This is a genomic window from Humibacillus xanthopallidus, assembly GCF_006717145.1.
Taxonomy (GTDB): Bacteria; Actinomycetota; Actinomycetes; order Actinomycetales; family Dermatophilaceae; genus Humibacillus; species Humibacillus xanthopallidus.
On record NZ_VFQF01000003.1, the window covers coordinates 802,163 to 819,442 of the forward strand.

At 72.1% G+C, this 17,280-nt stretch carries 15 protein-coding genes; 8 read left to right on the plus strand and 7 right to left on the minus strand.

Features of this window, described 5'->3' with window-relative positions; genetic code table 11:
- Window positions 1-33 precede the first annotated feature (33 nt).
- The 5 genes from FHX52_RS21700 to egtB all read right to left on the minus strand — a co-directional run bounded on the left by FHX52_RS21700 (window position 34) and on the right by egtB (window position 5,328).
- Window positions 34-1,449: a hypothetical protein gene (locus tag FHX52_RS21700; protein WP_141824422.1), complete on the minus strand. Its 1,416-nt coding sequence runs from the start codon at window positions 1,447-1,449 to the stop codon at window positions 34-36.
- Window positions 1,450-1,463: 14 nt separating this feature from the next.
- Window positions 1,464-2,120 (minus strand): ABC transporter ATP-binding protein, encoded by a 657-nt coding sequence (locus FHX52_RS21705; RefSeq protein WP_141824423.1) that lies wholly within the window; start codon window positions 2,118-2,120, stop codon window positions 1,464-1,466.
- A gap of 286 nt (window positions 2,121-2,406) precedes the next feature.
- A complete protein-coding gene (locus tag FHX52_RS21710) occupies window positions 2,407-2,868 on the minus strand; it encodes a DUF3817 domain-containing protein (protein ID WP_141824424.1) in 462 nt (153 codons plus the stop codon).
- Window positions 2,869-3,046: 178 nt separating this feature from the next.
- A complete protein-coding gene (gene egtD / locus FHX52_RS21715; RefSeq protein ID WP_246070316.1) occupies window positions 3,047-4,006 on the minus strand; it encodes an L-histidine N(alpha)-methyltransferase in 960 nt (319 codons plus the stop codon).
- 17 nt (window positions 4,007-4,023) lie between these two features.
- Window positions 4,024-5,328 carry an ergothioneine biosynthesis protein EgtB gene (gene egtB / locus FHX52_RS21720; RefSeq protein WP_141824426.1) on the minus strand — a complete coding sequence of 435 codons (1,305 nt, stop codon included), beginning with the start codon at window positions 5,326-5,328 and terminating at the stop codon, window positions 4,024-4,026.
- Between the two features lie 254 nt (window positions 5,329-5,582).
- Here egtB and FHX52_RS21725 point away from each other — a divergent pair, with 254 nt between their 5' ends.
- A complete protein-coding gene (locus FHX52_RS21725; RefSeq protein ID WP_141824427.1) occupies window positions 5,583-8,312 on the plus strand; it encodes a DNA polymerase III subunit gamma and tau in 2,730 nt (909 codons plus the stop codon).
- Window positions 8,313-8,558: 246 nt separating this feature from the next.
- On the opposite strand, the gene FHX52_RS21730 is transcribed toward FHX52_RS21725, so the two are convergent.
- Window positions 8,559-8,921 carry a DUF1622 domain-containing protein gene (locus FHX52_RS21730; protein ID WP_246070317.1) on the minus strand — a complete coding sequence of 121 codons (363 nt, stop codon included), beginning with the start codon at window positions 8,919-8,921 and terminating at the stop codon, window positions 8,559-8,561.
- 179 nt (window positions 8,922-9,100) lie between these two features.
- Here FHX52_RS21730 and FHX52_RS21735 point away from each other — a divergent pair, with 179 nt between their 5' ends.
- Together FHX52_RS21735 and FHX52_RS21740 are read left to right on the plus strand one after the other, a co-directional pair.
- Window positions 9,101-9,859 carry a class I SAM-dependent methyltransferase gene (locus FHX52_RS21735; protein ID WP_141824428.1) on the plus strand — a complete coding sequence of 253 codons (759 nt, stop codon included), beginning with the start codon at window positions 9,101-9,103 and terminating at the stop codon, window positions 9,857-9,859.
- 61 nt (window positions 9,860-9,920) lie between these two features.
- The gene (locus tag FHX52_RS21740) at window positions 9,921-10,595 is read left to right on the plus strand and encodes a lysophospholipid acyltransferase family protein (protein WP_141824429.1); all 675 of its coding nucleotides are present in this window, start codon (window positions 9,921-9,923) and stop codon (window positions 10,593-10,595) included.
- On the opposite strand, the gene FHX52_RS21745 is transcribed toward FHX52_RS21740, so the two are convergent.
- On the minus strand, window positions 10,559-11,794 hold the full coding sequence (locus tag FHX52_RS21745) for an aminotransferase class I/II-fold pyridoxal phosphate-dependent enzyme (RefSeq protein WP_141824430.1): 1,236 nt from the start codon (window positions 11,792-11,794) through the stop codon (window positions 10,559-10,561). The two genes, FHX52_RS21740 and FHX52_RS21745, sit on opposite strands and share 37 nt — an antisense overlap.
- Before the next feature lie 91 nt (window positions 11,795-11,885).
- On the opposite strand from FHX52_RS21745, the gene recR reads away from it, so the two are divergent.
- From recR to FHX52_RS21770, 5 genes are all read left to right on the plus strand, one after another.
- Window positions 11,886-12,485 carry a recombination mediator RecR gene (gene recR / locus FHX52_RS21750; protein WP_141824431.1) on the plus strand — a complete coding sequence of 200 codons (600 nt, stop codon included), beginning with the start codon at window positions 11,886-11,888 and terminating at the stop codon, window positions 12,483-12,485.
- Between the two features lie 270 nt (window positions 12,486-12,755).
- Entirely contained in the window at window positions 12,756-13,346 is a 591-nt protein-coding gene (locus FHX52_RS21755; protein WP_141824432.1) for a DUF5063 domain-containing protein, read from the plus strand.
- 135 nt (window positions 13,347-13,481) lie between these two features.
- Window positions 13,482-14,753, plus strand: coding sequence for an aspartate kinase (locus tag FHX52_RS21760; protein ID WP_141824433.1), 1,272 nt, complete (start codon window positions 13,482-13,484; stop codon window positions 14,751-14,753).
- Window positions 14,754-14,887: 134 nt separating this feature from the next.
- Window positions 14,888-16,081, plus strand: coding sequence for a DUF6544 family protein (locus FHX52_RS21765; RefSeq protein ID WP_141824434.1), 1,194 nt, complete (start codon window positions 14,888-14,890; stop codon window positions 16,079-16,081).
- A gap of 6 nt (window positions 16,082-16,087) precedes the next feature.
- Window positions 16,088-17,191 carry a WD40/YVTN/BNR-like repeat-containing protein gene (locus tag FHX52_RS21770; protein ID WP_141824435.1) on the plus strand — a complete coding sequence of 368 codons (1,104 nt, stop codon included), beginning with the start codon at window positions 16,088-16,090 and terminating at the stop codon, window positions 17,189-17,191.
- The last annotated feature ends 89 nt before the right edge of the window (window positions 17,192-17,280 follow it).

The window sequence follows — 17,280 nt, forward strand, 5'->3', positions numbered from 1 at the left end:
GGTGGGGGCTTGACCGTTCTGCAGGGTCCTCGGTCAGGTCCGGTGCAGGTGGGTGAGCCGTCGCACCCGGTGCAGGCCCCAGGCGACGACGCCGACGACGAGCCAGACCGCGATCCCGGCGCCGCCCTCCTTGCCGGCGCGCAGCAGCAGCGGCAGCAGCGAGCCGACGATGAGGACGACGACCGACGGCATGAGGTACCACGCGATGAGGATCTGCGGCCCGGACACGAGCGCCGGCTGACCGCGGAAGGCTGCGAGCAGGTGCCCACCCGCGAGGGCCCCGAGGGCGCAGACGATCGATGCGACAGCCCCCACGCCGACTCCGCCGGAGCTGAGAGCGACGGCGACGGCATACGACCCGCCGAGCACGAGGGTCGCGAGGGCGGTCGGCACGACGAGGTGGGCGCCCGCCTCCTCGAGCGGCCCCGAACCGATGAGCGAAGGGGTGCCGATGTTGTCGGCCTGCAGCCGTAGCCCCTCGGCCCAGGCGCCGTAGCCGAGATAGAGGGGGACGATCGCGAGGGGCACCGCGATGCCGGGTGCCGCGGGCTGGGTGAGCGCCCAGGCGAGCACGACGGAGCCGAGCAGGAAGAGGCCGAGCCCGGTGAGCATCGAGGAGGGCTGGCGCCGCAGCCCGAGGACGTCGCGGCGCACGAGGACGGGGAAGGGCCGCCCCGGGCGCAGACGTCGAGTCCGCGCGCGCCGGACGGGGCGCGCGAACGTGAGGCGTGCGGTGCGCAGGTTGCCGGTCATCGCCGAGCCCGCGAGGGTCGAGGTGTTGGCGGAGTGCTGGCGCAGCGACTCCCCGTGCAGCTCGCGCAGGGCGTCGTCGACGCGCCAGAGCAGCGAGAGCCCGCGGTCGGGGCCGGGCCACGAACGCACCTGGGCCCACAGCCACACACGCGCGACGGCGAGCCCGAGCACGAGCCCACCGACGAGCGCGATGGGGATGACGAGGGGGCCGACGACCCCCGCGTAGGCGAGGCCGGCCGACAGGGTCAGCCCCCCGAGGCCGCCGACGAAGAGGGCGCCGACGACGGCATACCGCCACCACCGACGCACGGCGAGCGCGCGGTCGACGGGAGCAGCGAGCACGAGGTCGATCCAGGGCATCGGCGGCACGACCGGCCCCCGGAAGCGGCCCGCCCAGACCGCCGCTGCAAAGATCGCGCCCACCGCCGCCAGCCCCACGCCGTATGCCACGGCCGAGTGAAGCTGGTCGCGCAGGGTCGCGCTGTCGCTCGTCTTGAAGGTCGCCTGCACGATCGGGAAGCCGTAGACGGCCGCCATGAGCATGAGGACGTAGGCGGCATACCGGCCCTGGGCGCGTGCCTTGGCTGCGGCCTCACCGCCGATGATCCAGTCGGCCTGGCCGAGCCACTCGTGGTCGTCGACCTCGAAGGTCGGCAGGGCGTCGTCGTCCGGCTGCGGGGAGGGTGGGGTGGTCATCGTTCAGCCATCGTTCAGCGGGCGGGCACGATGTCGACGATGCGGGTGGCGAGGGCCGCTGTGAGGTCGGGGTCGTGGCAGGCCATGACGACGGTGACACCCGACTGCGCTCGCTCGCCGATGATGCCGGCTACGACCTGGCGCTTCGCCGTGTCGAGGCGCTGCTCTGGCTCGTCGAGCAGCAGTACGCTGGCCGGGCGCGCGAGGGTGAGGGCGAGGCGGAAAAGCTGCTGCTGGCCCGAGGAGAGCTCGTGCGGGAAGCGGTCGTGCAGGGCCGCGATGCCGAGCCGCCCGAGAAGTGCCTGCGCGCGGTCGTCGGACGTCGCCGGCTCGCCGCCCCAGGTCGAGTCGACGAGCACCAGGTGGTCGATGAGCGTGAGGTCGCGGTAGGTCGTGGGAGCGCCGAGGAGGCCGGCGACGGCGGCCCGCACCGCTCGGTCGCGCTCGTCGGCCTCGCGGCCTCCGATCTGAGCGGTGCCGACGCTCGGCACGAGCAGGCCGCCGATGATGCGCAGCAGCGTCGTCTTGCCCGAGCCGTTCGGGCCGCGCAGCACGATGCACTCGCCCGGGTCGGCGTGCACGTCGGTCGGCAGCAGCAGCGTCGTCTCGTCGATCGTCTTGCCGACGCCGTCGGCGCGCACCTCACCCGTCAGAGTCGCGACCGCGCTCATCCGCCCCACCCTTCCTCGACCACACCGTGAGTCACTCGGGAGCCACCGTATGCCGCCCGCCTGAGATCAGCGTCGAGTGGCCACTCGTGGTCGCCTCCGCCGCGTCGAGTGGCCACTCGTGGTCGCCTCCGTCACGTCGAGTGGCCACTCGTGGTCGCTTCCACCTCGTCGAGTGGCCACTCGTGGTCGCCTCTACCCGGTCGAGTGGCCGCTCTTGGTCGCCTCCACCGCGTCGAGTGGCCGATCGAGGTCGGGTGGGACACGCCACGAGGATGCCGGAGGCGGGTCAGCCCTGGGTGCTGACGGGCGGGCCCAGGACGAGCGCGAGGCCGGTGAGCCCCGCGACGGCGACGAGCCCGACGGCGACGGCGACGGCAGGCCGGGCCAGCAGGGCGGCGACCACTCGCTCGGCCGGGTTCTCGGGGGCGTCGCCGCCCCGACCGAGGCGCCAGCCGCCCTCGAGGCGCCCGCGCCGCTCGAGACGGCGCTCCCACCAGACGGTGAGGAAGGGCGGCACAGCGCTGAGCAGGCCGAGCGCGGCCTCGCGCAGGGTCCACCGCTGGTTGACCCAGAGCAGCAGGGTGACGAGGCAGAACGCGATGAAGACCACGCCGTGCACGAGACCGAACACCGTGACGGCCAGGTCGGTCGTCCGCGTGACGTACTTGAGGAACATCCCGAGCAGCAGCAGCGCCCAGGTCACCACCTCCGCGGCAGCGATCCGGCGGTAGAGGGTGCGGGGTGACATGGTGACTCCTACGGACTGTCGTACGACGGCGAGCCCCCATCCTGCGCAACCCACCGAGCAATCGCCAACTCGGTGCGGCATACCGCAGGGAGTTGACGACTACTCGGTGTGTTCGCGATCGGTGACCGGGTCGGGAGCCCGATCCGACCGGGGCGACCGACCTTGCGGTGTCGACGCGTCAGGGGTTGCGCCGGGCGAGGGTCAGGGCGAAGTCGCCGTCGTCGTCGGTCCACGCGCGCTCAACGGCGAAGCCGGCCGCAGCCAGCTCATCGCGCAGGCGCTCGGGCCGGAACTTCGTCGAGATCTCGACGCGGATCTCCTCACCGTGCGCGAGGTCGAAGGTCAGGCCGGCGCCCGGGATCGTCACCCGCTGCGGCATGTCGGCCCGCAGGCGCAGGTCCATCCGCTCCTGCCGCGGATCCCAGAAGGGCACGTAGGAGAAGGCCTCGATGTCGAAGTCGGCCCCGAGCTCGCGGTTGAGCACGTGGAGGCAGTTCGTCACGAAGGCGGCGGTGACACCACGGCTGTCGTCGTAGGCGGAGATGAGCCGGTCGCTGCTCTTGACGAGGTCGGTGCCGAGCAGGAACCAGTCGCCGGGCTCGAGGCTGTCGTGAAGCGCCCCGAGGAAGGCCGCCCGCTCCTCGACGTAGAAGTTGCCGATCGTGCCACCGAGGAAGGCGACAAGCCGCCGGCCACCGCGAGGGAGGTGGCCGAGGTGGAGGGTGAAGTCGCCGACGAGCGCCTCGACCTGCAACGACGGATAGCGCTCGGAGAGCATCACCGCTGCGTCGCGCAGCGTCTGCTCGGAGACGTCGACCGGCACAAAGCGCTCGAGGGTGCCGGCAGAGGTGAAGGCGTCGAGCAGGGTTCGCGTCTTGTCACTGGTGCCGCTGCCGAGCTCGACGACCGTCGTGGCGTCGCAGGCGCGCACGATGTCGCCGGCGTGGTCGAGCAGGATCGCGCGCTCGCGCTCGGTTGGGTAGTACTCGGGCAGGCGCGTGATCTCGTCGAACAGCTCGGAGCCCACGTCGTCGTAGAGCCACTTCGGCGACAGCGAGCGGGGTTGCGAGCCGAGGCCGCGGCGCACGTCGTCGACGAGAGCGCCCGAGGCCCGCTCGGGGTCAAGAGCCACGGTCACCACCGGCTCCCGGCCCGTCACGAGCGCGCACCCCCGTCGGCGAGCCGCACGCCCGAGAGGGCCCAGCGTGCCCCCGGTGGGAAGAAGTTGCGATAGCTCAGCCGCGCGTGACCCGGGGGAGTGAGCGCGCACCCACCTCGGAGCACCATCTGGCCGGACATGAACTTGCCGTTGTACTCGCCGATGGCTCCTGCCGGTGGGTGGTAGCCCGGGTAGGCGAGGTAGGCCGAGCTCGTCCACTCCCAGCAGTCGCCGTAGACCTGGCGCAGGTGACCGGTGCTCGGCCCCGCAGCCCGCGGGTGGAACGTCTCCGTGTCGGCGAGGTTGCTGCCAGTGGCTGCAGACACGTCGGCCTGGCCGTCGGCGACGACGGCGTGCTCCCACTCGCCCTCGGTCGGCAGCCGCTTGCCAGCCCAGGTGGCGTAGGCATCGGCCTCGTAGTGGCTGACGTGGCTCACCGGCAGGCCGGGGTCGACCGGACGCGTGCCGCTCAGGGTGTGCTCGAACCAGGCGCCGTTGACCTCGGTCCAGTAGAACGGCGCTCGCCACCCCTCGCCGCGCACCCGTGCCCAGCCGTCCGAGAGCCACAGCTCGTGCCGCTCGTAGCCGCGGTCGGTCATGAACTCCAGCCACTCGCCGTTGGTGACGAGGCGGTCGGCAAGGCGGTAGGGCTCGAGCCACTGCTGGTGCAGCGGCAGCTCGTTGTCGAAGCCGAACCCGCCGCCGCGGTGCCCGACCTCGACCAGCCCGCCCTCGACGTCGACCCAGCCCAACGGGTCGGGCTCGGACGGCGCGAGGGGCCGGCCGGCATACGTCGGCTGGAGGGGGTTGACCGAGAGGACGTGCTTGATGTCCATGAGGAGCAGCTCCTGGTGCTGCTGCTCATGGTGGAAGCCGAGCTCGATGGTCGAGGCGAGCTTCTCGAGCGAGCCCCCGTCGAGCGTCGTGACGAGCTCGCGCATGCGCGCGTCGACGTCGGCGCGGTAGAGCCCCACGTCGCTCGCCCCGGGCCGGGTGATGAAGCCGCGCTCGGCTCGTGCGTAGCGTGGACCGACGCCCTCGTAGTAGCTGTTGAAGAGGAACCAGTACTGGTCCTGGTAGGGCTTGAAGGACGGCTCGTGGCCGGCGAGCACGAAGGTCTCGAAGAACCACGTGACGTGCGCGCGGTGCCACTTCGTCGGTGAGACGTCGGGCATGGACTGGACGGTCTGGTCCTCAGGGGACAGCGGCGCGGCGAGCGTCTCGGTGTGGGCGCGCACCTCGTCGTACCGGGCGACGAGCGTGTCGGCGTCCCACTGGTCCTGCCGGGTCGGGTCGGGCATGGTGACCTCCTCCGTGCGGCCCATGGGCACGGTGCCCCGGACCGGTTCTCTCGACCCTAGGCACTGGCACTGACAACCGCCTGTCCGCGCGCGACTCGTAAGCAGCTGTTAACCCCCCGTCCCCGCCGCCGGCACCCACCACGGCACCAGCCACCGCTCCCCACCACAGCGCCCCACCCCCCACCTCCCGGCGTCCGTCCCCAGGGTGGCAAGCGGCATACCTCGTCGTCGGTCCCGGCGGTTAGGGTTCGGGGATGGCCACCGCCCTGTACCGCCGCTACCGGCCCGAGAGCTTCGCCGACGTCATCGGCCAGGAGCACGTGACGGAGCCGCTCATGCAGGCGCTGCGCACGGGCCGGGTCAACCACGCCTACCTCTTCAGCGGCCCGCGTGGCTGCGGAAAGACGACGAGCGCGCGCATCCTCGCGCGCTGCCTCAACTGCGAGCAGGGCCCGACGCCGACGCCGTGCGGGGTGTGTGACTCGTGCGTCGCGCTCGCGCGCGGGGGAGCCGGCAGCGTCGACGTCATCGAGATCGACGCGGCCAGCCACGGTGGCGTCGACGATGCGCGTGACCTGCGCGAACGCGCGAGCTACGGCCCCGCGCAGAGCCGCTTCAAGATCTACATCATCGACGAGGCGCACATGGTGACGCCGCAGGGCTTCAACGCGCTGCTCAAGATCGTCGAGGAGCCGCCGGAGCACGTGAAGTTCGTCTTCGCGACGACCGAGCCCGAGAAGGTCATCGGCACGATCCGCTCGCGCACGCACCACTACCCCTTCCGGCTCGTGCCGCCGCTCAAGCTGTCGGCCTACATGGAGCGCCTGCTCGAGTCCGAGCACGTCGCGGTCCAGCCCGGAGTGCTGTCCTTCGTCACGCGCGCCGGCGGTGGCTCCGTGCGCGACTCGCTGTCGGTGCTCGACCAGCTCATCGCGGGGTCGGGGCCAGAGGGCCTCACCTACGACAGTGCCGTGTCGCTGCTCGGCTTCACCGACGGCGAGCTGCTCGACGCGACCGTCGACGCGCTCGCCGCTGCCGACGGCGCCGCGACGTTCCGCCAGATCGACAAGGTCATCGAGTCCGGTCACGACCCGCGCCGCTTCATCGAGGACCTCCTCGAGCGCCTGCGTGACCTCATCATCGTCGCCGCGGTGCAGGAGGGCGCGGGCCAGGTGCTGCGCGGCGTCCCCGAGGACCAGCTCGAGCGCATGCGCGTGCAGCAGGCCGCCTTCGGGCCGGGTGCTCTGTCGCGCGCCGCCGACATCGTCAACTCCGGGCTCACCGAGATGACGGGCGCCACGGCGCCCCGCCTCCAGCTCGAGCTCATCTGTGCCCGCATCCTGCTGCCCGCCGCGTCGGGTGAGCAGGGGTATGCCGCCCGCCTCGACCGTCTCGAGCGCCGCCTCGACGTCGGGGGCGTCCCGAGCGCTGCGCGTGGCCCGGCTCCCGTCGCACCCCCCAGCGGTATGCCGTCCGGCCAGGCGGGTGCCCTCGGTGGCCCGGGCGCAGCGACTTCTTCGACTCCTGCCGTTGGCGCCGAGCCTGCGGCGGTCCAAGCGCCCGGCCGCACCGTGTCGGACTACACCCCGCCGAGGTCGGGGGCGTCGGCGCCGTCACGCGAGAGCGCATCGAGCGGCTCGTCGCACGCTGCCGGCGGCATGGGTGGTGGCCGCGATCGCGACCTGTCGCACACCCTCGGAGCCGACGCCTCTGGAGGCTCGGGAGGTTCGGGAGGTTCGGGAGGTTCGGGAGGTTCGGGAGGCTCTGCTCGGGGTGGGTATCCGTCGACGCCCGGAGCCGAGGCCGAGGCGGCGCGAGCCTCCGCCGGAGCCCCGGTGGTCGCGGTGCCCGACGAGTCGGTCGGAGGGCCATCCGTCGTCGAGACTGGCGTCGACTCGGTCGGTGACGTCGTCGACTCGCCGGCGGGTCACGCGACGTCGGCGGGCGGGGCAGGCTCTGCCCCCGTTGCCCCCTCGGGCGGCCTCGACACCGATGCCATCCGGCGCGCGTGGCCGACGGTGCTCGGGCGAATCTTCACCATGCGACGTCTCACGTGGACCTTCGTCTCGCAGAACGCCCAGGTGATGGGCTTCGACGGGCGCACCCTCACGCTCGGCATCGCGACGGCCGGCCTCACGACGACCTTCCGTTCCGGCAACCACTCCGAGGTCGTGCGGCAGGCCCTCATCGACGAGCTCGGCGTCGACGCCGTCGTCGACGGGGTGCATGTGGAGGACATCGCCCAGCAGCCGGCCGTTGCGCCGCCCGCGGGCGCGGTGCCGTCCGAGATCGACTCGCCGCCGGACCACGCAGGTGGCCAGGGTCAGGCGCCTCAGCCGGCGCAGCCGGAAGCGCCTGTCTCACAAGGCGATTCGGCAGCAAGGGCTTCTGGCGGCGGTGGCGGGTCGTGGGGTGATGCGGGCGCCGGGCATGATCCGCGCGGCGCGAGCCGCGACAGCGCTGGACCCGGCTCGGGCGGAATGGCCCTCGCCGAGGCCGGTCTGAGCCCCGTCTCGTCGCGGTCACTCCAGGACAACGCCGGGTGGGGCAGCCCTGCCGGGCCGGCTCCCGACTGGGCGACCGCGCCTGCCGACACCTCCTCGCAGTCACCGGCCGCATCGTCCGGACCCGTGGCCGGCGGCGTACCGTCGACTGCGGGTTTCGCCGCCGCGCCGCCGGCTCCTGCCGCAGCTCCCGACACCGCAGCCACCGCCTCGAGTGCCGGCGCCGACGCGCGGCACGCCCGGGGTGCCAGCGCGGTGCGTGAGTCCTTTGCCGCTGCCCGCTCGGCATCGGCTCGCCGCGAGGCCGGGGGAGTCGCAGGCCAGGGCGGCAACCGCCAGGACGCCGCACCGATGGCCCCGGTCACCGATGACTCGGCCGTCAGCGACGACGACGAGGACATCGAGCAGTCCGGCGACGTCGGGCGCACCGTCATCGAGAAGGTGCTGGGCGGTCGCGTCGTCTCCGAGACGGTCGACTGACGCCGGTCCGCACCGAGGTCGTGCCCGTCGTCAGGGCACCGACCACTTGAGGTTGAGCGGCCAGGTGTGGCCTCTCGACTGGGTGGAGGCGGCCAGGTGTGGCCTCTCGACTGGGTGGAGGCGGCCAGGTGTGGCCTCTCGACTGGGTGGAGGCGGCCAGGTGTGGCCTCTCGACTGGGTGGGGGCGGCCAGGTGTGGCCTCTCGACTGGGTGGGGGCGGCCAGGTGTGGCCTCTCGACTGGGTTGTCAGTTGGGGGTGTCGGCTGCTGCCTTCTTCGCGGTCTGCCACGGCCAGCGGCCGGTGATCTCGAGCTCGAGCGAGAAGCTGAGGAACGTGCGGATGATGACGATGAGGCCGAGGACGAGGACGCTGTCGAGGGTTGGGGTGATGGCCACCGTGCGGATGATGTCGGCCGCGACGAGCAGCTCGAGGCCGAGCAGGATCGACCGGCCGAGCTGCTGCCGGAAGCGGCTGTAGGTCCCCGTCCGGTCCGTGCGCACCGTCCTCGCGGCAGCGACGCAGGCGAGCAGCGCGCCGACGACCATCGTTGCGACGCCGGCGGTGTCGAAGCCCTTGACGGCGATCTCGATGATCTCGGTGAACCCCACGTGACCGTCCCTCCCTCGGTGAGCGCGACAGTACCCCCGCCGCACCAGCGAGTCCCGCGACCGGGCCGATGCCGCACGTGAGCCGGTGATGTCGCGGGCCCCCGCCGGACGGCATACGGCTGTCAGCGGGGTTGGGGATAACGGTCCTCGCGACGACGCGGCGGCAGTACGGTCGGAGCGTGTCCTTCGAGGTTGCGGCGGACGCGTACAACCGCTTCATGGGGCGCTACTCGGGGCCGCTCTCCAGCGACTTCGCCGACTGGGCGGGCGTGCGTGCCGGAGAGCGAGCCCTGGATGTCGGTTGCGGCCCAGGAGCCCTGACGCGCGTGCTCATCGAGCGGCTCGGCGTCGATGCGGTGTCGGCGGTCGACCCGTCCCCGCCCTTCGTCGCGGCGCTGAGGCAGGCGTTCCCGACCCTCGACGTGCAGCAGGCGGTCGCCGAGCGGCTGCCCTACCCCGACGACCTCTTCGACCACACGCTGGCGCAGCTCGTCGTCCACTTCATGACCGACCCCGTGGGCGGGCTGCAGGAGATGGGCAGGGTGACGCTCCCCGGTGGCACGGTCTCGGCCTGCGTGTGGGACTTCGGGGGCGAGCGCGGTCCGATCAGCCTGCTGTGGCGGGCGGCGCGCGACCTCGACCCGGGTGTCGTCGACGAGAACGACCTGCCCGGTGCCCGCGAGGGCGACCTCGAGCGGCTCTTCCACGCCGCAGGCCTCGCCCGCGTCGAGCGGGGGGAGCTGACGGTGTCGGTCCACCACGAGGGGTTCGAGCAGTGGTGGGAGCCCTACACCCTCGGCGTGGGCCCCGCCGGCGCCTACGTCGTGGGGCTCGACGAGGAGCAGCGGACCGCCTTGCGCGACCACTGCCGCGAGCTGCTGCCCGAAGGTTCGTTCGACGTCACGGCCCAGGTGTGGGCGGTGCGTGCCCGCGCCTGAGGCGTTCCCCGGCGTGAGACGCCGACCGCCATGCCGGCCACAGCGCCTCTAGGCTGGCCCCATGATGTACAGCCTGGGGCGCGGAGTCCTCTATCCGTTGTCCCACGCCCTCTACCGCCCGACGATCGAGGGCAAGGAGAACGTGCCGCGCGAGGGCGGGGTCATCGTCGCGAGCAACCACCTCTCCTTCATCGACTCCTTCGCGATCCCGCTCGCCTCCCCCCGGCAGGTGCGGTTCCTCGCCAAGGAGGAGTACTGGACCGGCGCCGGCGTCGGCGGGGCGCTGCGCAAGGGCTTCTTCACGGCGGTCGGCATGGTCCCCGTCAACCGGCACTCGCCGACGGCGGCCCAGGAGAGCCTCGACACGGCGCTCGAGGTGCTCAAGGCGGGAGACGCCTTCGGCATCTACCCGGAGGGCACGCGCTCGCGCGACGGCAAGCTCTATCGCGGTCGCACGGGTGTCGCCTGGCTCGCGCTGACGGCCCAGGTGCCGATCGTGCCCGTCGGGCTCATCGGCACCGAGGACATCCAGCCGGTGGGGGCCAGCTTCCCCCGCCTCGCGAAGGTGACGGTTCGCTTCGGCACCCCCATCTCCGTCGAGCCGTATGCCGGTATGCCGGCCGGCAAGGCACGTCGCCTCCTGACCGACGAGGTGATGACGGCCATCGCCGAGCTGAGCGGCCAGGAGCGTGTCGACTACTACAACGAGGTCCCGAGCGGCGACATCTCGGCCTGACCGTCGGCCGCTGCGACGTCATCGAGGGCGCCGGCGAAGTGCGGGATGGCCGCCTCGATCGACTCGGCGGTCGCGGTGAGGCAGATGCGGAACCACCCCGGGGTCTCGAAGAGGGTGCCGGGCATGACGAGCACGCCTCGCCGCGACAGCGCCGCGACGAAGGCCTCGTCGTCGGGGATCGGTGAGCGCGGCCAGAGGTAGAAGGTGCCCTCGGGCGAGCTGACCTCGTAGCCCAGCGCTCTCAGTGCGCCGACGAGGCGGTCGCGTTTGGCGGTCAGCCCCGCGATGTCGAGCGAGAGCGCCTCGAGGTCGGGGACGGCATACTGCATCACCGCGTTGGGGAAGAGCCAGCCGCCGGCGATCTGCATCGTGTCGACGGCGTCGAGCAGCTCGTCGTGCCCCGGCACGCCGGGCGGGACGGCGACGTAGCCGACCCGCTGCCCGGGCGCGAGCAGCGTCTTGCCGTAGGAGTAGCAGATGACCGTGCAGGGGTAGAACTGCGCCGGGCTGTGGAAGGTGATGCCGTCGAAGACGATGCGGTTGTAGGGCTCGTCGGAGACGATCCAGATGCGTCGGCCGAAGCGCGCCGACGCCTCCTCGAGCAGGTGTGCGAGGGCGGTCAGCATCTCGGGTGGGTAGATGCGGCCGCTGGGGTTGTTCGGGGTGTTGACCACGACGATGCGGGTGCGCGGAGTGAGCACGGCCGCGATGGCGTCGAGGTCGAGGTCGAAGCTCGGCGCGATCGCGGCCACCTTGACGGGCACGAGTCCCGCCTCGAGGGCGAGCGCCTCGTAGAGGAACCACGGCGGCAGGGCGTAGACGACCTCGTCGCCCGGGTCGGCAAGCGCCTTCATCGTGACGGTGATCGCCCCGAATCCGCCGGTCGTCATGCGCAGGTCGTCACCGGTCCAGGGCAGGGGGACGACACGGCGCAACGACGCGGCGGCGGCGTCCTGCGCCGGCTGCTCGCTCTGCTTGTAGGCGAACCACAGCTCGTCCCGCGGCACGGCGGCCTCGCGCAGCGCGTCGACGTAGGCCGGCATCTGCATCTCGTGCGGGTCGCCGAAGGTGAAGTCGAGCACGCCGGGCTCGCGGCGCCTCGTGTCGTAGCCCGAGCGGCTCAGGAAGTCGACGAGCATCCGGAACGGGCCGGCGCCCCCGATGAGTGCGCTGCGCCGCGACGCCACCTGCTCGTCCATGAACCCTCCTCGCGCCAGTCTCTCCACGGTAGTTGGGCGCGGCGACCGCGTCACCGCTTTGGGCGTCGGTGGCCGGGCTTAGGGTGGTCGTGTGTACGAAGGCGCAGTGCAGGACCTGATCGACGAGCTCGGCCGACTCCCCGGGGTCGGTCCCAAGAGCGCGCAGCGCATCGCCTTCCACCTGCTCCAGCAGGACTCCGAAGACGTGAACCGGCTCGTCACCGCCCTGACCGAGGTCAAGGCCAAGGTGCGCTTCTGCGAGGTCTGCGGCAACGTCGCCCAGGCGGAGCGGTGTCGCATCTGTGCCGACCCGCGGCGCGACCAGACCTCGATCTGCGTCGTCGAGGAGCCCAAGGACGTCGTCGCCATCGAGCGCACCCGCGAGTTCCGCGGCACCTACCACGTGCTCGGCGGCGCGATCAGCCCGATCGACGGCATCGGCCCCGACGACCTGCGGGTGCGCGAGCTCATGCCGCGACTCGCATCGGGCGAGGTGCAGGAGGTCATCATCGCGACCGACCCCAACCTCGAGGGCGAGGCGACCGCGACCTACCTCTCCCGCCTGCTGCGCGACGTCGGAGTCACCGTGACCCGGCTCGCGTCGGGGCTGCCGGTCGGTGGCGACCTCGAGTACGCCGACGAGGTCACCCTCGGCCGCGCCTTCGAAGGCCGCCGCCAGGTCAACGCCTGACCGGCCCTGCCACCGTCGAGTGGCCCCGTCGTCACACCGCCGCCGTATGCCGCCGCGTCCTCCCACAGTCGAGTGGCCCCGTCGTCACACCTGAGACGGGGCTCGTGTGACTGCGGGGCCACTCGACTGTGACTCCGGGGCCACTCGAGTGTGACTGCGGGGCCACTCGACTGGGTCGGGGTGGGTCCCGGTCGACGGGTGCACCGGCCACGCGGCAGACTGTGGTGGGCAGCGAAGCAGGCGCTGCGGCATACGACGAAGGGTTGAGCAATGTCCACGCACGCGACGGATGTCGAGGGCGCCCATGACGTGGGTGACCTCGGTGGGCTCGCCGACCTGACCGCTGCGGAGGCGAGCGCCTTCCTCACCTCTGTCACCGAGGTGGCCTCGGGCAGCTCGCCCGACACGGCCCTTCCGCTGCTGACGCTGGCGCTCTCGCAGGTGCTCGTCGCCGGCGCCCGCCTCGGGGCCATCCAGGACGTCGTGCCGACCGAGCGCTTCGAGCCCGACCCGGGGGTCGACGACGACGCCGACCCGCTGCGCGACGGCCTCGCCAACGCCCTGGCCGGCATCGACGACTACATCTACGTCATCGACCCGGTGACCTCCGGGGAGCGGGCCGACGGCTCGATCTCGGGCGACCTCGCCGACGTCGCCCTCGCGCTCTCGCACGGGCTCAAGCACTACTCGGCCGGCCGGCGGCTCGAGGCCCTGTGGTGGTGGCAGTTCAGCTACCTGTCCGAGTGGGGCGACCGCGCCCTCGCGTCACTGCGGGCGCTGCACTCGATCCTCGGCCACCTGCGGCTCGACGCCGACGAGGAGGCCGTCGGCGAGGCGGAGTTCGACGCCCTGCACCCCTGAACGCCCGCAGGATTTGCGCCCGCGCGCGCCCGTCGCCGGACGTCTCAGCATGGTGACCTCCCCCGTGGGCGTCCGGGCGGCGAGCCTAGACTCGACCCGCACGAAACCGCCCCCGTGACCAGATTCGGAGCCAGTGTGAGCATCGTCGTCCAGAAGTACGGCGGGTCGTCCGTCTCCGACGCCGAGGCCATCAAGCGCGTGGCTCGGCGCATCGTCGAGACGCAGCGCGCGGGCCACTCGGTCTGCGTCGTCGTGTCCGCGATGGGCGACACGACCGACGAGCTGATGGACCTCGCCGAGCAGGTCACGCCCGCCCCGCCGGCCCGCGAGCTCGACATGCTGCTCACCTCGGGTGAGCGCATCTCGATGGCGCTCGTGGCGATGGCGATCGCCCAGCTCGGTGCCGAGGCGCGCTCCTTCACGGGCAGCCAGGCCGGAGTCATCACCGACGACGCGCACGGCGCAGCCCGGATCATCGACGTGACGCCCGGGCGCATCCAGAGCGCCCTCGACGCCGGTCACATCGCGATCGTCGCCGGCTTCCAGGGCGTGAGCCAGACCTCGAAGGACATCACGACGCTCGGTCGCGGCGGGTCCGACACGACCGCGGTCGCGCTCGCGGCTGCGCTCGGCGCCGACGTGTGCGAGATCTACACCGACGTCGACGGCGTCTTCACCGCCGACCCCCGCGTGCTGCCCAACGCCCGCAAGCTCGACGTGCTCTCGATGGAGGAGATGCTCGACCTCGCCGCCAACGGCAGCAAGATCCTGCACCTGCGCTGCGTCGAGTACGCCCGCCGCTACGGCATCCCGATCCACGTGCGCTCGTCGTGGTCGCGGAAGCCCGGCACCTGGATCAAGGACAACCCCTACGAAGGAGAAGGCGCCGTGGAGGCACCGATCATCGCCGGCATCGCCCACGACCGCAGCGAGGCCAAGATCACGATCGTCGGGGTGCCCGACCGCGTCGGCATCGCGGCCAAGATCTTCGGGGCCATCGCCGAGGCCGGCCTCAACATCGACATGATCGTGCAGAACGTGTCGGCCGCCGAGACGGCCAAGACCGACATCTCCTTCACCCTCCCCAAGGCCGACGGTCCCAAGGCGATGTCGGTGCTCCAGTCGATCAAGAGCGACGTCGAGTACGCCGACCTGCGCTTCGACGACGGCGTCGGCAAGATCGCCCTCGTCGGCGCCGGGATGAAGAGCCACCCGGGCGTCTCCGCGAAGTTCTTCGGCGCCCTCGCCGAGGCCGGCATCAACATCGAGATGATCTCGACCTCCGAGATCCGCGTCTCAGCCGTGACCCGCGCCGAGGACCTCGACGAGGCCGTGCGCGCGGTGCACACCGCCTTCGGCCTCGACTCGACCGAGGACGCCATCGTCTACGGCGGAACCGGCCGCTGAGCCTCCCGTCCTCCCTGAGGGGTCACGCCCACCGCGGGCGTGGCCCCTCTGTCGTCCGCACGTGACCTTGGCGACGACTCCGGGGCGGGCCTCGCTCGCAGGAGGAGCATGGGGTGGGAGGGGAGGTGACCGCCATGCTCCTTCGGCGTGTCATCCGGTGGTTCGTCATCGTCGTCGTGGCCGTCCATGGGCTGCTGCACCTGCTCGGGGCGGTCAAGGGCTTCGGCTGGGCGGTCGTGCCCGCGTTGAGCACGCCGATCGGACCGTGGCTGGGCCTCGCCTGGCTCGTCGTCGCGATGCTCATGCTGGCGGTGGCCGTCCTGCTCGCCCGACGCCGCTGCCCCTGGTGGCTGGCGCTCGCTGCCGCCGTCGCGTCACAGGCACTCATCGTCTCGGCGTGGCAGGACGCGAGTGCCGGCACCGCCGTCAACGTGCTGCTGCTCGTCGTGGCCGCCCATGCGTGGGCTCGCACGGGCCCTCGGAGCCTCCGCGCCGGCTACGCCCACCACGTCGAGGCGGCGCTCGCGCAGACCCGGCAGTCGGGGTTCGTCACCGAGGACCACCTCGCTACCCTCCCCGCCCCGGTCGCGCGGCTCCTGCGTCACGCAGGCGCCGTCAACCGCCCCGCCGTCATCGGCTTCCGAGCGACCATCCACGGCCGCATCCGTGGCGGCCCCGCGAAGCCGTGGATGCCCTTCACCGGCGAGCAGGTCAACGTCTACGGCCCCGAGCCCTGTCGCGTCTTCTTCATGGACGCCACGATGTTCGGCCTGCCGGTCGACGTGCTGCACGTCTTCGACCGGCAGGGTGCCACGATGCGCGTCCGTCTCGCGTCGGTCGTGCCCATCGTCAGCGCAGCCGGGGCCGAGATGGACCGCGCCGAGACGGTGACCGTGCTCAACGACCTCTGTCTCCTCGCTCCCGCGGCGCTCGTCGGCGCGCCGATCGTGTGGGCTCCGCCCGAGAGCGAAACCTCCACTGCCACAGCCGAGTTCACCGTGGGCCGTCAGGTCGTCTCCGCTACCCTGACCATCGATGCGGAGGGCCGGGTCACCGACTTCGTCTCCGACGACAGGCTGCGGGCCTCGCCCGACGGGCGCAGCTTCGTCCCGCAGCGCTGGTCGACGCCCGTCCGCTCCGAGGGCGAGTGGTCGGGTCACCGGGTATGCCGTGAGGGCGAGGCACGCTGGCACGCCCCCGAGCCCGAAGGCAGCTTCACCTACCTCGACTTCGTCGTCGACGACTGGACTCCCATCGAGGGCGCGCCGTGGTCCACGGCCGAGGACGTCCCTTCAGCGAGCGAGCGCGGGTCGGGCACCCTAGGTTGAGGAGGCATGAAGCCACCCACCCGCACCCTCTTCGTCGCCGCCACCACGATCGCACTCCTCGCTGGGGCCGCCGGCGCGTATGCCGCGAGCTCAGCGCCCGCCCGAGGTCAGGCTCCCAGCGGGGCTGAGCCGACGGCATACAGCTGGAACCTGACGCCGACGGGCACGACGGAGCGCTTCCGCGGCCTGGCTCCCGTCTCGTCGCGGGTGGCGTGGGTGAGCGGCACGAACGGGACGGTGCTGCGCACGACCGACGGCGGCGCCACGTGGAGCGACGTCAGCCCCGAGGGGCTGGGCACCGAGACGCTGCAGTTCCGCGACATCGAGGCGTTCGACGCCCGGCGTGCCGTCATCCTCTCGATCGGCGAGGGTGAGGACTCGCGCATCCTCGTCACCGACGACGGCGGCGCGAGCTGGACCGAGACCTTCCGCAACACCGACCCGGCCGCGTTCTACGACTGCATGGCCTTCAGCTCGCCGCAGCGCGGGCTCGCCATGAGCGACCCGGTCGACGGGCGCTTCCGGCTCGTCGAGACGGCGGACGGCGGCCACACGTGGTCGCTCGTCGACCCCGCGGGCATGCCGGACGCGCTGCCCGGTGAGTTCGCCTTCGCCGCCTCGGGCACGTGCCTCGCGACGGGCCCGGGCAACCGCACCTACCTCGCGAGCGGCGGCGTCGACCCGGCGCGCCTGTTCACCTCGACCGACCGCGGCCACACGTGGACCGTCGCCGACACTCCCGTCGCCGGTGGCGGAGCGGCCGGCATCTTCTCCGTCGCCTTCCGCGACGCGCGGCGCGGTGTGCTCATCGGCGGCGACTACACCGACCCGACCAAGTCGGTCGACAACGCGGCATGGACCGCCGACGGCGGCGCGACGTGGAGCAAGCCGACGAGCAACCCCGGCGGCTACCGCTCCGGCTCCGACTGGGTGTTGGGCACCCGGGCCACCGTGCTGGCCGTCGGGCCCACCGGCTCCGACGTGTCCACGGACGGCGGTCGGTCGTGGGCCCCGTTCGACACCGGCAGCTTCGACTCGGTCGAGTGCACGAACGACGGCGCCTGCTGGGCCTCGGGCGAGCAGGGCCGGGTCGCCACCCTGACCCGCTGACCCACCATCGGGTCGATGTATCTTCGCGCGCCATGAAACGCGCGGGTACATCGACCCGGAGGATGGGTAAGGGGCCAGTGCAAGAGATT